The following is a 13,140-nucleotide window of genomic DNA, read 5'->3' as shown; positions in this document are numbered from 1 at the left end:
CGGGGTAGAAAGTTCGAGGCGGCGAAAGGGGGGCTGCTTTGAGATAGAAATTGAGCCGTTTTCGCATCAGCCGCACAGCGGCAAGGAGAACACTCTTCCGTAATCGCGGAAAGGGCGCCACGCAAAAGAGGGGATGGATAATTCCATGAAGGCGAACAAGCGAGTGGCCTCGGTCGCACTTATGCTCGGTCTCTTCGGCTCCGCGCTCGTGGGTGGCGCTTCCATGGCCCAGGCCACCGGCGGTTATTCCTGCTCCAACGGCCTCGCCAACGTCGTCACCTGCAACAACACCGTCGTGAACGTCACGGCCATCAAGAACTCGGTCTTCAACACGTACGCGTCGTTCAACCCGACGGTTATCATCAAGAAGATCAACGTCTGTATCGCATCGGTCTGCTCGTAATTCGGATCCGGGCTCGGATGTGGGCCCGGAGACGATAGTGCGCAGTAAGTTCTGAGGCTACGGCGGGCCGCTGACCGGGCGGTGGCCCGCCGTAGCCTGCTTTTCGCTGAATGCGCGTTGAATGGCCCGCTATTAAGGGACCACCGCATAGGCCCTGACGGGAAACGTCCCCATGCCCGCCACCATGGGCGGCGCGGCGTGGAAGCGGAAACCCTCGTCCGGCAGCGCCGCGAGCCCGGTCATGTGCTCGACCAGCGGGATGCCGGCCTGGAGCAGCACCGAATGTGCCGGGCGCGGGCCGCGCGACGGGGTGTCGTCGATGTTCAGCGAATCGATGCCGGCCAGCGCCGCCCCCTGCTCCGCTAGCCAGGCCGCCGACTCCGGCGCCAGATACGGGTGCTCGCGCTGATACTCGTCAGTGCCGAAGTGCCGGTCCCAGCCCGTCTGGATCAGTACGGCCCGGCCGCGGACGTCCAGGTCCTCGTCGAGGACGACCTTTCTGACGCCCTCGGCCCGTACCACCAGCCCTGGCAGATCGGCCAGCTTGCTCAGCGGCACTTGTGACAGGTCCTGGCCGTCGGGGTAGCGGTGGTAGGGGGTGTCCAGGTAGGTGCCGGTATTGGCGGCCAGCGCGATCGTGCCGATGTGGAACTCGGTGCCCGGCTCGTAGACCTCGCGCGAGGCCTCCCTGCTGAGGTGCGTACCGATCACCGGCCCCGGAATGCCCGGGTACGTCACCATGCCGTCGGTGATGCGGTGGCTGAGTTCGACGATCATTGAGCGAATCCGATCCTGGTGAGCTTGTAGATGGCCGTGGCGCCGATGAGGGCCCAGACGAGGTTCAGGCCCGCCGAGGGCCAGGCGGCGTTCGCGGCGCTGTTGACCATCAGGCCGATCGAGCCGGCCAGGTTGATCAACTGGTAGTGGGCGCCGTCACCGGACATGCGTGACGAGGAGACCATGGCGTACCCGAACAGCAATAACGCGGCGCCCAGCCAGCCGAGGGCGTCAACGAGGAAGCTCATGCGCGCAATTGTCCGGAGTTATTGCGCTGAAGCGCAAATAAAGATTGCTAAAGGTTGACGTAAGCTGATCTGCATGGACATCGACCCCCGCCGGCTGCGTGTCCTGCACGAGGTCGCCCGCCGCGGCGGCGTCATGCGCGCGGCCGAGGCCCTGTTCCTGACACCGTCGGCGGTGTCCCAGCAACTCGCCCAGCTCGAACGTGAGGTGGGCCTCGCCCTCATCGACCGCTCACAGCGCCGCGTCTCGCTCACTCCGGCGGGCCGGGTGCTCGCCGGATACGCCGAGCGTGTGGAGGAGGAGCTGGCCGAGGCCAGGCGCGAGCTCACCCGCTTCACCGAACGGCTGGCCGGGCCGGTGCGGATCGCCGCCTTCCCGACGGTGATCAAGCACGTTCTGGTGCCCGCCATGCGCGACCTCGCCGTCCGCCACCCCAAGATCGTGCCGGTCATTCACGAGGTGTACGGCCAGCCCGCGCTCCAGGAGCTGCGGCTGGGGGCCGTGGACGTGCTGATCACCGAGCAGGACATGAGCCTGCCGGTGCCGGCTCAGCCGTCGCTGGCCGTCCGCCCCCTGTACGTGGACGAGTACCGCATCGTGGTGCCGCCGGACGGGCCCGACCCGCACACGGTCGCCGACCTGGCGGAACTGCCGTGGGTGGCCAGCGAGCCCGACCAGGCGTGCGGGCAGGCGCTCGATCGGCTGGCCGGGCTGCACGGGTTCGAGCCGCGCAAGGTGCACGTCATCACCGAGTTCGATCCCACGCTGGCGCTGGTGGCGGCCGGGTACGGGGTGGCGATCGTGCCGTCGCTCGCCCTGCTGGACGTGCCGGAGGGGGAGGTGCGGGTCAGTGAGATCCGGGATGTGGGGGCGCGGCGGCTGGACGCCGTCACGCGGGTCAGCCGTACGAGATCGGGGGAGCCGGACCCGGTGCAGTCGGTGGTGATCAGCGCGATCGAGGACGCCACCGCCGCGCTGGACGCCACCCTCGTCGGCCACCTCCACACCCCCGAGCCACTTGACTCGTAGCGCTGATCGATCAACTGTGCCCGGCCGGTGAATCGGTCCCGGCCGGGCGTCGCCGACATGGGTCAGCGGCGCAGCAGCGGTAGCCTGCTCCAGCCGTGCGCGATGAAGGACGGGACGTGCGGCAACTCGCTCTCGTCCACGGCCAGCCGGAGGTCCGGGAACCGGGCGAACAATCCGGGCAGGGCGGTGAGCGCCTCCTGACGGGCGAGCGGAGCGCCGATGCAGCGGTGCACGCCGATGCCGAAGGCCAGGTTTTCGTCGCGGTCCTGGGTCGGGTCGAACCGGTCGGCGTCCGGGCCGTGCTGGTCGGGGTCGTGCCCGGCCGCCAGATAGCTGGTGATGATCGCGTCGCCCGCCTCGATCCGTACACCACCGATCTCGATCGGTTCGATCGCGAACCGCAGCGGCAGGTTGGCGATCGACGGCGCCCAGCGCAGTGTCTCCTCGATCACCGCCTCCCAGGAGATCTCTTCCGCCAGGACCCGCCGGAGGTGGTCGGGATGGGTGAGCAGGGCGTGTACGGCGTTGCCGATCAGGTTGACGGTGGTCTCGTGCCCGGCCGCGATGAGGAGCAGCAGGGTGTCGCGCAGCTCGTCGTCGCTGAGCGAGTCGCCGCTGTCGCGGACATTGATCAGCTCCGTGGTCAGGTCGTCGCCCGGGTGCTCGCGCTTGTAGGAGACGAGGGCGGGCAGCACGGTGCCGATCTGGGCCGCCGTGGCCGCCGCCTGCTCCGGGGTGGCGGTGGTGTCCATGATGGCCTCCATCACCTGGGCCATCGCCACCCGCATGTCCGCCGGGACACCGAACAGCTCGCAGATCACCCGCATCGGCAGCGGGTGGGCGTAGGCGCCGCGCAGGTCGACGACCTGGCCCGGCGGCACCGCGGCCATGGCGTCCAGCAGCTCCGCGACGATCCCCTCGACGACCGGCTGCATGGCCTTGGTACGGCGCGCGGTGAAGCTCGGGGCGATGAGCTTGCGCAACCGCCGGTGCTCCTCGCCATAGGCGCTGAGCATGTTCGACACGCCGATCCAGGTCATGATCCAGGTCCAGCCCGGCTCGGTGAGCGCCTGAGGCAGCAGCCGCCAGTGCCGCTTGTCCTTGCTCACCCGCGGATCGAGGATCAACTGCTTGAGCAGGTCGTGCCGGGTTACGGCCCAGGCCGGGATGCCTCCCGCGAGCTCTACGAGGACCAGGGGGCCGAGGTCACGTAGCCGACGGACCTCACCGGGGAGGTCTGCTCCGAAGGGGTCAAGGACGACGGGGGCTGCACTACCCAAGGGGATTCTCCTGGCTGATCTGGGCGGATGGGGGTGAAGCGCACCGGCAGATGTGCCAGCGCACGGTGGAACGGGCCGGGCCGCCACGGGAGCTCCTCGCGTGGCACGGTCAGTTCCAGGTCGCACAGGTGAGAGGTCAGGCGTTCGATCGCGGTCATGGCGATGAGCACGGCCGGGTCGCTGGCCGGGCAGCGGTGCGGTCCCGCGCCGAAGCCCAGGTACGCGCCGCCGTCGGAGCGCAGCTCTTCGGGAATGTTGGTGGGCTCGGTGTTGGCCGCGGCGTAGGAGACGAGGACCAGCTCGGCCGGCTGGATCCAGGTGCCGTGGAAGTGCACGGGCTGGCGCACGAAGTACGGGCCGTAGTTCGACATGGCGGGCTCGGCGCGCAGGGCCTCCATGAGGGCGTCGTACGTGCTGAGCGCGCCGTTGGTGAGCGAGCTGTAGTAGCGGTCGTCGCTGACCATCCGGGAGATCGTGTTGGAGATCAGATTGGCCGTGGGCTCGTAGCTGGCGGCCATCACGAGCACGATGTTCTGCGCCAGCTCGTCGGTCTGCAGCGCGGCAGGATGGTCGATGAACCAGGAGGTCAGGTCGTCGCCCCGCTGGGCGTACTTGGCCTGGATCAGCTCGCCGATGTAGCGGCCGAACGCTTCGCTGCCCCGTGCGCCTGTCTCGCCGTCAGCTTCCATCATGTCCGCCAGGGCCTGGATCAAGTCGGCGCTGTCGGCGTCGGGCCGCCCGAAGAGCAGGTTGAAGATGCGGGCCGGGATGAGCCGGGCGAAGTCGGCGACCAGGTCGGCCTCGCCCTTCGCGGCGAACTGGCTGATGAGCGAGTCCGACACCTCGATCACCATCTGGCGCAGCTTGTGCGGCTGGACCAGCTGGAAGCAGTCGGAGATCACCTTGCGGTAGCGGGCATGCTCGGCCCCGTCGGAGAACAGCGCGTTGGGCCGGTGGCCGAGCATGGCTATCATGCCCGCGGCCTCGGGGGTGTCGGGGAGCCGCGTCTGCCAGGCGCTGGGGTTCTTGCTCCAGACGCCGCCGACGTTGGTGAGGACGTCCAGGGCGGCCTTGTAGTCGATCACCAGGTGGGCCTCGACGCCCGGGGCGATCTCCACGGGGGCGACCGCGCCGTGCCGCCGGCGAAGATCCGCGTAGACCGCCTGCGGGTCGCCGGCGTACTCAGATCCGTACAGGCGCCCGGCGTCGGGCATATAGCGCATGGTCATGACAGCACCAGCTCTCTGATGTGCTCCACCAGCGCGATCAGCGAGGCGCGGGCGGAGGCGGGGTCGCGGGCGTCGCACACCACCAGCGGCGTGCGCGGGCCCAGGTCGAGCGCCTCGCGCAAGGCCTCCGGCGGGTAGTCCGGCGAGTCGGGGAAGTGGTTGACGGCCACCGCGTAGCGGATGCCCGCCTTCTCCACCAGGTCGAGGACGGCGAAGCTGTCGTCGATGCGGCGGGTGTCGGCCAGCACCAGCACCCCCAGCGCGCCGCGGACCAGCTCGTTCCACAGGACCTGGAACCGGGTCTGTCCCGGTGCTCCGAACAGGTAGAGCACCACACCCGGCAAGGTGAGGCGGCCGAAGTCGATCGCGGTGGTCGTGGTCGTCTTCTCGTTCACGCCGGTGAGGTCGTCGACCAGCGTGCCCGCCTGGGTGAGCACCTCCTCGGTGTTGAGGGGCCTGATCTCCGAGAGGGCGCTCACGATGGTCGTCTTGCCCACGCCGAACGGCCCGGCGATGACCAGCTTGACCGGGATGTGTTCGGTACTGATGCCGCTGTCAAAGAGCGCGGAGGCCACTGAGCACCAACTCCAAGATCTCGATGTCGGGCAGGTCGGCGGTCGGCGGATCGCGGGTCAGCAGCGTTCCGCCCCCGACCAGCCCGGCGACCAGCAACCGCACCACGCAGTACGGCAGTCCCAGATGCGCGGCGCACTCGTACACCGACAGCGGCCCATCCCGCAGCAGGGCGAGCAGATGCGAGCCCGGAGGGTCCAGCCCGATGGTGGCGGCGTCGGGCGCGATGTAGACCAGGGTCGTGCGCTCGACATTGATGTGCTCGGGCACGGTCAGCCTCGCGGCGGCCATGTAGTCCGGGACGACACGCCGCCGCCGTCCGGAGGTCATGTCCGGACGCCCGGCACCCTGGCCGCGCTGGCCTCGTCGAGAGCCTTGACCAGCTTCTGCACCTGCAACTGCACCTCGAAGGCCAGCGCGCCGATGTTGACCGTGCCGGTGGCGGCGACGACGATGGCGGCGCGGTCGCCGGCCGGGGCGATGTAGTAGTAGCCGCCGCTGCCGGCGGAGATGACGATGTCCACCACTTCGCCGTCGGCGCCGTTGCTGAGGCCGTCGCACAGGGCGCGGGCCGCCCCCAGTACGGAGCTCGTCATGGCGGCGGCGCGCTCGCCGGTCTCGGCGGTCACGTCAGCGGAGCCGCCGAGGATGAGCCCGTCACGGCTCAGCACCACGCCGCGGGCGACACCGGGCACTGCCAGCAGAGGCGACAGGACCCAGGACACATCGAGGGACAACGGGCGACCCTTGGTCTGAACACGGCTGGAAGCGCTGTGAGCATCCATGGAGCGGTCAAATCCCTTCGGTGATGTCATGCTGCTGCTCCGGCGGCAGCGCTTCGCGGCGGCCCGCTTCGGCTCCGACCTGGAAGTCGCCCCACCGCTTCTGGGCCTCCTCCGGGGTGGTGAGCACCCTGTCGTCCGAGCCGCCCCGGCCTCTGCTGGGCCTCGGCCCGGTCGGCGATTGGCGGCGGCGCTGTGGCAGTGGCGCGAGATCCCCCGCAGGGGCCTGTCGCTGCTCGGGGGTCGTCGCGGGTTCTGTACGGAGCGTCGCCGCGGGCTCGGGTCGTACGGAGGAGGCGACGGGCTCCAGCCGGATGGCCGGTGCCGGTGCTGGGGCCGGTGCTGGGGCCGGGACGGCTGCCACGTGCGCCGACCGGAGGGCGGTGGCGGAGGCCGGGATTGCGGCGCGGATCGGCTCGGGCGCCAGCACCGACGGACGGCTGTCCTCCGGCATCTCCACCAGCAGGGCGGTGGGGATGTTCAGCACGGCCTGGACGCCGCCGAAGGCGCTCTTCTTGACCGTGACCTGCATGCCGTAATGCGCGGCCTGGCGGCCGATCGCGGCCCAGCCGGTGTGGGGCGGATTGCCCAGGTCGATCAGGCGGACCGGGTGGGTGCCGCTCAGCAAGCGGGTCGCGCGAGCGTACTGGTCCTCGTTGAGGCCGACACCGGCGTCGTCGATGACGATGGCGGCGCCGGTGTTGGTCTCGTGCACGGCGATGGTCACCTTGAGCGTGCCGTGGGAGTGGTGGACCGCGTTGGCCAGCAGCTCTGCCGTGATGAGCAGGATCGACTCCGCGGCGCGGGCGGCGACCCCGATCCGGCGTCGCAGGTGGTTGGCCGGGCCCTCGACGCGTTGCTCGAAGTTCTCCACCCGGGAGATGGCGCCGACCATCAGGTCCACCAGGTAGGTGTCATCACGTGACAGGCCGGGCGTGGCGCCGCAGGCGATGCCGGTGACCTGCACGCGACGGATCATCAGTTCGTTGAACATGTCGAGCCCCAGCACCTCGCGCAGCAGCGCCGTGTGCTCGTCGCCGCTGTAGCGCTGTTGCACGCCGGCCAGCAGGTCCTGGGCGCGCAGCGCCTGGGTCTGCACGCGGGACATCGCGCCCCTGACGACGGCCTGGGCCGCCTCGTCGATGCGCTCGCCTTCCTCGCGGACGCCGCGGGTGAGCGCCTCGAGGATGGCGCGGTGCTGTCTGTCGATGTCCGTGCCGGCCAGCGCCGGATTCTGCACGCCGGGCACGATCACGTGCGGGGCGCGCAGGTGGGACAGCAGGGCGGGTATCCGCTTCGAGATCAGGTGCTCGGTCTCGGCGCGCAGGAGGTCCTGTTGGGCGCGCGCCTCGCGGATCTGCTCCACGCTCTCCTGAGCTTGGCGCTCCACCTGCGCCTGCCACTGGTTCCTGGCACTGGTCTCGCGTGTCAGGTGCTCGTGAGCCTGACGGGCCTGGACGAGCTCCCCACGGACCTTGGCGAGGTCGCGGCGTAGGCGTATGTGGAAGATGACGACGCCCGCGAGGGCGAGGGCGAGAACGGCGGCGCCGATCATTATCGGGACACTGAAGGAGTCTGGCGGCATGACAGTCCTGGGGTCGGGGAGAGCCGGCGGGGAGGGTGTCGACCGCCGAAGGGCCCGTTAGCGGCGCGTGTCGGTCTCACGCGGCGGCCGACGGGGGCCGGGTCGGCGTGGTACGAGCCCTTCCGCGACGCCGGCACCGCTACGTGCCTGGTGCGGTTCTGCCGGAGGCATGGCGGTGCCAAGCGACATGGGCATCCTCGGTCTCAGTGGAACGACGGCCAAACGGGAAATCCAGTATTCCCGTTTGGCTAGGTTAGTCAACTATGAGTGAGGAAATCACTGCGTTCGGCAATACGGTTTCTCGTCCGATTTGTCGGGTTTAATGCCGATGGACCGCGATGTCGTGGACTGTGGTGCTGGGCGTGAGGAAGGCGAGTAGCCGGGCGCCTTCGGCGTCGAGTTGTTCGCGTTCGGCCGCGGTCAGTTTCCGGAATGGGCGCACGGTCAAGGTCGCGGTGTCGTGGTTGGTGGCGAGTTTCCAGGTGGCGGCTACGTAGCCGTCGACCAGTACGGAGCGGGGCTGTTCGTTGGTCCTGCCGAAGCCCTGGTCGGCGTAGTTGACGGTGACCACGCGGTTGCGGTCGTTGTGGGAGAGCAGCAGGTTGTCGAAGTCGTAGAGAAAACGTACCGGGGCCGGGGTGTCCGGATCCGGCCGTGGCGCGTCGGGAAGGTCGAACAGTTCACGGCCCTGCTCGTCCCGGAAGGTGACCAGGCGTGGCCGGAGCCGGTCGATGACCTCGGACAACCGAGTCAGCCCGCACCATCGCTGGGCGTCGAGGACGGTCGCCGGGCCGAAGGCCGCCAGGTAGCGCAGTACCAGGGTGTCCACCGACGCGGCCTGGTCCACTGTCCGGCCGAGCCAGGTCTCGACCGTGGTGTGGGCGGCCGGGCCGCTGCGGCCCCACAGCCCGCGCGGCGGGACCTGCACCAGCGGCACCCAGGCACGGGCCGCCTGGGCCAGCGCGGCCGGGTCGCGTTCCGGCCACCGCTGGGCCAGCTTTCGGCCCAGGGCGCTGAACGTCAGTGGTTCGGATGCCAGCAGTTCGCGGGCGGTGGACACGAGTTCGGCCTGGTCCAGGCCGGTGAGGTGGCGGCCGAAGGCACCCAGCGTGCTGCGCTCGATGACCGGCTCCACCAGCGGCCGTAGCCAGAGGCAGTCGGCGGCGGTCACCAGGTGGATGGTCGAGCGCATCAACGCCATTCGTACGATGGCGCCGTCAGTGAGCAGCCGGGCGGTGGGTTCGGGAGCGTAGTCGACCAGGCGGGTCCACAGCCCGACGTACCAGGTGTGCGGCGTCTGGGCTTGCAGGCCGGCCAGCCGTTCCAGCGCCTGCGGCACGGTCAGGTCCGCGCGGTGCAGCAGCAGTTGCCGGTCGAGGGTGGCTCGGTTGAGCGCGCGGGTGGTGAGTCGTGGCACGAAGGGTCCTCAAGGGGTGGGGTAGCCGGGCCGCGGCCGCCGCGGCCCGGCAGGGCGCCGCTAGCGGAGCGGGCGGAAGAAGGCCCGGATGTCGGCGGTGAGCAGGTCGGGTGCTTCCAGGGCGGCGAAGTGGCCGCCGCGGTCGAATTCCGACCAGTGGGTGATGTTGTTGCCGTATTCGGCGTAGCGGCGGATGGGCAGGTCGTGGGCGAACACGGCGACACCGGTGGGTGTGGTGGCCGGCTCGGTGTGCCAGGTGTTGGCGTGCATGTTCTCGTAGTACAGGTTGGCGACGGACCCGGCGGTGCCGGTGAGCCAGTAGAGCATCACGTCCGTCAGCAGCAGGTCCCGGTCGATGGCGGCCTCGGGCAGGTCGGCGGCGGGGAAGCTCCACTCCTTGAACTTCTCGACGAGCCAGGCGAGCTGGCCGACCGGTGAGTCGGTGAGGGCGTACGCCACCGTCTGCGGCCGGGTGGCCGAGATCTTGAAGTAGCCGCTCTGGTCGTCCATGAACTCCTTCGCCCGTCCCAGCCGGGCCCGCTCGGCGTCGGTCAGCGTGGCCCGCTCCTCGTCCGAGACCTCCCCGAACGGGATGAACCCGAAGGAGGCCGCGTTGACGTGTACACCGACGACCTGCCCGGTGGCGGCACGGCCGAGTTCCGGGGTGACCAGGGCGCCGAGGTCGCCGCCCTGCGCGCCGTACCGGTCGTAGCCGAGCCGGCTCATCAGCCGCGCCCACGTCCGCGCGATCCGGCCGCTGTTCCATCCGGTCTCTTGGGTGGGGCCGGAGAATCCGAAGCCGGGCAGCGACGGGATGACCAGGTGGAAGGCGTCGGCCGGGTCCCCGCCGTGCGCGGCCGGATCGGTCAGCGGGCCGATGACCTTGAGAAACTCGACCACCGATCCGGGCCAGCCGTGGGTGAGGATCAGGGGCAGGGCGTCCGGGTGCGGGGAACGTATGTGCATGAAGTGCACCCGTTGCCCGTCGATCTCGGTGGTGAACTGCGGGATGTCGTTCAACGCGGCCTCATGCTTGCGCCAGTCGTAGGAGGTGCGCCAGTACTCGGCCAGCTCCTTGAGGTAGGCCAGGGGAACGCCGCGGCTCCAGCCGACATCGGGCAGTTCGCTCGGCCACCGCACGGCGGACAGCCGGCGGTGCAGGTCATCGAGATCGCTCTGGGGGACATCGATCCGGAACGGCATGATCGTTTCGCTCATGTCTGACACGCAAGGTCTCCTTGAATGATGTCTCGTGGCTAGAACGCGGCGGCGTGGTCGAGGACCCAGTCGTGGTAGCCGCGCGCGGGCCGACCGGTGACCTTCTCGATGTCGGTGGTGGTGGGTGCGGTGCGGCCGACGGAGGCGGCCCAGGTGGCGAAAATGCTGTCCAGGATGGGGCCCGGCACGTGGGCGCTCATCGCCTCGCGCACGGTCTCGGCGGGTAGTTCGGCGTAGCTGATGGGCCGGCCGAGCGCCTGGCCGAGGATGGCGGCCTGGTCTGCGTGGCTGAGCGACTGCGGGCCGGTCAGCCGATAGGTCTGACCGGCGTGCCCGTCCTCGGTGAGGGCGGCCACGGCGACCGCGGCGATGTCGGCTTCGTGCACCGGGGCGGATGCCGCGCCGGCGTAGGCGCCGCGGATCACGTCGCCGGACCTGGTCTGCCCGGCCCACATGAGGCTGTTGGCGGCGAACACGTCCGGGCGCAGGAAGGTCCACGCCAGGCCGGAGCCGCGCAGGGCCTGCTCGATCTCGGCGTGGTAGGTGGCGATCGGCCCGTCCTGGACCTCCGCGTCGTCGTCCACCCCGCCGGAGGACAGCAGCACGACCCGGCGCACGCCGGCCCGCTGGGCGGCGGCGGCGAACGCGGGCCCGCTGCCCGGCACGGCGAACAGGAAGACCGACTCCACGCCGGTCAGGGCCGCGTCCAGCGACGCCGGGTCGGCCAGGTCGCCGGCGACGACGTCGACCTCGGCCGGCCACACCGTCTGCTGCGGGGACCGGGTCAGGGCACGCACGGCGTGACCGCTGGCGACCAGCAGGTCGAGCACGTGGCGGCCGACGTTTCCGGTGGCGCCGGTGACGAGGATCATGAAGCTCTCCTTGATTTCGAGGGTTCCCGGGCGACCCCGGTACGAGGAACACTAGAAACCATTGAGGACAGGTCCGGTCCTCAAGTCTTCGGATCGAAGGGAATTGCGCGCGGATGTTGGAAACCTCGGCGCGGCTGCTGCGGCTGCTGTCCCTGCTCCAGTCCCGCCCCGACTGGCCCGGCGGCGAGCTGGCCGAGCGCCTCGGTGTCACCACCCGTACCGTCCGCCGCGACGTCGACCGGCTCCGCGAGCTCGGCTACCCGGTGGAGTCCGCCACCGGCATCACCGGCGGCTATCGGCTGGGGGTCGGCGCCGCCCTGCCGCCGCTGCTGCTCGATGACGACGAAGCCGTCGCCATCGCGGTCGGCCTGCGCGCCGCCGCTACGGGCACGGTCACCGGGATGGAGGAGACCTCGCTACGCGCGCTCGCCAAGCTCGAACAGGTTCTGCCCTCCCGGCTGCGCCACCGCGTGGGCGCGATGCAGTCGGCCATCCTGCCGCTGACCGGCCCCGGCCCGATGGTGGATCCCGATCTGCTCACCGCCTTGGCCGCCGCCTGCCGCGCCCACGAGGGCATCCGCTTCGGGTACCAGCAGCGCGCCCGCCGCGTCGAGCCGTACCGCCTCGTCCACACCGGCCGGCGGTGGTACCTGCTCGCCTTCGACCTCGACCGCGACGACTGGCGCACCTTCCGCGTCGACCGTATGGACTCGGCTCCGCAGCCTGGGCCGCGTTTCACGCCCCGGCCCGAACCCGCCGAGGGGGTACGGACCTATGTCTCCAACGCCCTCACGAGTTCCCCGTACCGGTATCGGGCGACCATCCTGTTCCACGCGCCGCTCGACGTCGTCGCCGAACACACCTCACCTACCGCGGGCCGCCTCGAACACCGCGACGCGGACAGTTGCCTCTTCTACGCCGGCGGCGACTCCCTCGACAAAATCGCCCTCTACGTCGCGCTCAAAGGCTTCGACTTCCAGGTCCTTGACCCGCCCGAGCTCAAGGACCATGTCCGGGCACTCGCCGGCAGGCTCACCAACGCCGGGTCATGAGCGTCAGTCGGCGACCTGGGGACCGTTGACCTTCTCCAGCAGGCGGGCCAGACGCTCGCGCAGCCCCGGGCGCGCAGGCAGCTCGCCCGCGGCCATGCTGACCAGGTGCTGGGCGCCGTCGAAGGTGACCGGTCCCAGCCGTGGCACGGCGATCGCGTCGTGCGCCAGCCCCTCCAGCGCCGTGTCGCCGCCTTCCAGCGCCAGGATCGTCGCCCCCGTACGGCGGGCGTCGTTGACCCGTTCGAGCAGCGGCACGGGCGCGTCCTGCTCGGCCACCACGAACAGCGTCTCGCCGCGCCCCGCCCGCTGAATCCGGTCGAGCCCGACGCGCAGGTGGGCCGGGGCGTCGGCGGGCGGCTTCCAGCGGACCAGGGTGGGGGCGAGCTGCGGCAGCTCGGAGAGCCGGGCCTCGTCGGCGAGGTGCGCGGTGAGATGCCACGGTTCGTCGTCGGGCGTGCCCACCAGCATCAGGCCGCCGGGCGAGCGGGTGGTCCGCAGCGCCAGGCCGAGCTCGCGGGTGCGCTCCACCCAGCCGGTCTCGGCGAGCAGTTCGCGCAGAAAGGTCACCGAACCAGCATCCATCCGTCCATGGTGCCCGACCGTCGCACTGGAGTTCACCGTTTCGGGGCGGCCCGGTGATGCGGTCGTGGCCAGTGTTATGTGGCGCGGCAGGCAGT

General features: G+C 70.2%; 15 protein-coding genes. 3 read left to right on the top strand and 12 right to left on the bottom strand.

Annotation, left to right across the window (positions count from 1 at the left end; all coding sequences use genetic code 11):
• Positions 1-145 precede the first annotated feature (145 nt).
• A complete protein-coding gene (locus ACIBO2_RS08890) occupies positions 146-403 on the top strand; it encodes a hypothetical protein (RefSeq protein ID WP_397296091.1) in 258 nt (85 codons plus the stop codon).
• A 132-nt stretch (positions 404-535) separates the two neighbouring features.
• Here ACIBO2_RS08890 and ACIBO2_RS08885 read toward each other — a convergent pair whose 3' ends face one another.
• Positions 536-1,180, bottom strand: a complete 645-nt coding sequence (locus ACIBO2_RS08885) for a cyclase family protein (protein WP_358551114.1) — start codon at positions 1,178-1,180, stop codon at positions 536-538.
• Positions 1,177-1,428 (bottom strand): hypothetical protein, encoded by a 252-nt coding sequence (locus ACIBO2_RS08880; RefSeq protein ID WP_358551116.1) that lies wholly within the window; start codon positions 1,426-1,428, stop codon positions 1,177-1,179. The genes ACIBO2_RS08885 and ACIBO2_RS08880 overlap by 4 nt, the downstream gene beginning before the upstream one ends.
• A gap of 73 nt (positions 1,429-1,501) precedes the next feature.
• Between ACIBO2_RS08880 and ACIBO2_RS08875 the strand changes: the two genes are divergently transcribed.
• Entirely contained in the window at positions 1,502-2,455 is a 954-nt protein-coding gene (locus tag ACIBO2_RS08875) for a LysR family transcriptional regulator (RefSeq protein ID WP_397296089.1), read from the top strand.
• 62 nt (positions 2,456-2,517) lie between these two features.
• Here the strand turns inward: ACIBO2_RS08875 and ACIBO2_RS08870 are convergent, their stop codons facing one another.
• From ACIBO2_RS08870 to ACIBO2_RS08830, 9 genes are all read right to left on the bottom strand, one after another.
• Positions 2,518-3,735 (bottom strand): cytochrome P450, encoded by a 1,218-nt coding sequence (locus ACIBO2_RS08870; RefSeq protein ID WP_358551120.1) that lies wholly within the window; start codon positions 3,733-3,735, stop codon positions 2,518-2,520.
• A complete protein-coding gene (locus ACIBO2_RS08865; protein ID WP_358551122.1) occupies positions 3,639-4,964 on the bottom strand; it encodes a cytochrome P450 in 1,326 nt (441 codons plus the stop codon). Before ACIBO2_RS08865 ends, ACIBO2_RS08870 begins: the two co-directional genes overlap by 97 nt.
• Positions 4,961-5,539 (bottom strand): ATP/GTP-binding protein, encoded by a 579-nt coding sequence (locus ACIBO2_RS08860; RefSeq protein ID WP_358551124.1) that lies wholly within the window; start codon positions 5,537-5,539, stop codon positions 4,961-4,963. Before ACIBO2_RS08860 ends, ACIBO2_RS08865 begins: the two co-directional genes overlap by 4 nt.
• A complete protein-coding gene (locus ACIBO2_RS08855) occupies positions 5,520-5,867 on the bottom strand; it encodes a DUF742 domain-containing protein (RefSeq protein ID WP_358551126.1) in 348 nt (115 codons plus the stop codon). Before ACIBO2_RS08855 ends, ACIBO2_RS08860 begins: the two co-directional genes overlap by 20 nt.
• Positions 5,864-6,274, bottom strand: coding sequence for a roadblock/LC7 domain-containing protein (locus ACIBO2_RS08850; protein ID WP_357961336.1), 411 nt, complete (start codon positions 6,272-6,274; stop codon positions 5,864-5,866). Before ACIBO2_RS08850 ends, ACIBO2_RS08855 begins: the two co-directional genes overlap by 4 nt.
• 55 nt (positions 6,275-6,329) lie before the next feature.
• Positions 6,330-7,874 carry a hypothetical protein gene (locus tag ACIBO2_RS08845; protein ID WP_397296085.1) on the bottom strand — a complete coding sequence of 515 codons (1,545 nt, stop codon included), beginning with the start codon at positions 7,872-7,874 and terminating at the stop codon, positions 6,330-6,332.
• A 349-nt stretch (positions 7,875-8,223) separates the two neighbouring features.
• Positions 8,224-9,321: a winged helix DNA-binding domain-containing protein gene (locus ACIBO2_RS08840; protein ID WP_358551130.1), complete on the bottom strand. Its 1,098-nt coding sequence runs from the start codon at positions 9,319-9,321 to the stop codon at positions 8,224-8,226.
• A gap of 60 nt (positions 9,322-9,381) precedes the next feature.
• Entirely contained in the window at positions 9,382-10,539 is a 1,158-nt protein-coding gene (locus ACIBO2_RS08835) for an epoxide hydrolase family protein (protein ID WP_397296083.1), read from the bottom strand.
• 38 nt (positions 10,540-10,577) lie between these two features.
• Positions 10,578-11,411: an NAD(P)H-binding protein gene (locus ACIBO2_RS08830; RefSeq protein ID WP_397296081.1), complete on the bottom strand. Its 834-nt coding sequence runs from the start codon at positions 11,409-11,411 to the stop codon at positions 10,578-10,580.
• Positions 11,412-11,524: 113 nt separating this feature from the next.
• Here ACIBO2_RS08830 and ACIBO2_RS08825 point away from each other — a divergent pair, with 113 nt between their 5' ends.
• On the top strand, positions 11,525-12,463 hold the full coding sequence (locus tag ACIBO2_RS08825; RefSeq protein WP_358551136.1) for a YafY family protein: 939 nt from the start codon (positions 11,525-11,527) through the stop codon (positions 12,461-12,463).
• Between the two features lie 3 nt (positions 12,464-12,466).
• Here the strand turns inward: ACIBO2_RS08825 and ACIBO2_RS08820 are convergent, their stop codons facing one another.
• Positions 12,467-13,045: a hypothetical protein gene (locus tag ACIBO2_RS08820; RefSeq protein WP_357961346.1), complete on the bottom strand. Its 579-nt coding sequence runs from the start codon at positions 13,043-13,045 to the stop codon at positions 12,467-12,469.
• Positions 13,046-13,140 lie beyond the last annotated feature (95 nt).

Source organism: Nonomuraea sp. NPDC050022 (assembly GCF_044460705.1).
In the GTDB taxonomy this organism is placed as follows: Bacteria; Actinomycetota; Actinomycetes; order Streptosporangiales; family Streptosporangiaceae; genus Nonomuraea.
Note: the sequence above shows the minus strand (reverse complement) of the source record. Positions and strands in the feature narration are given on the sequence as shown.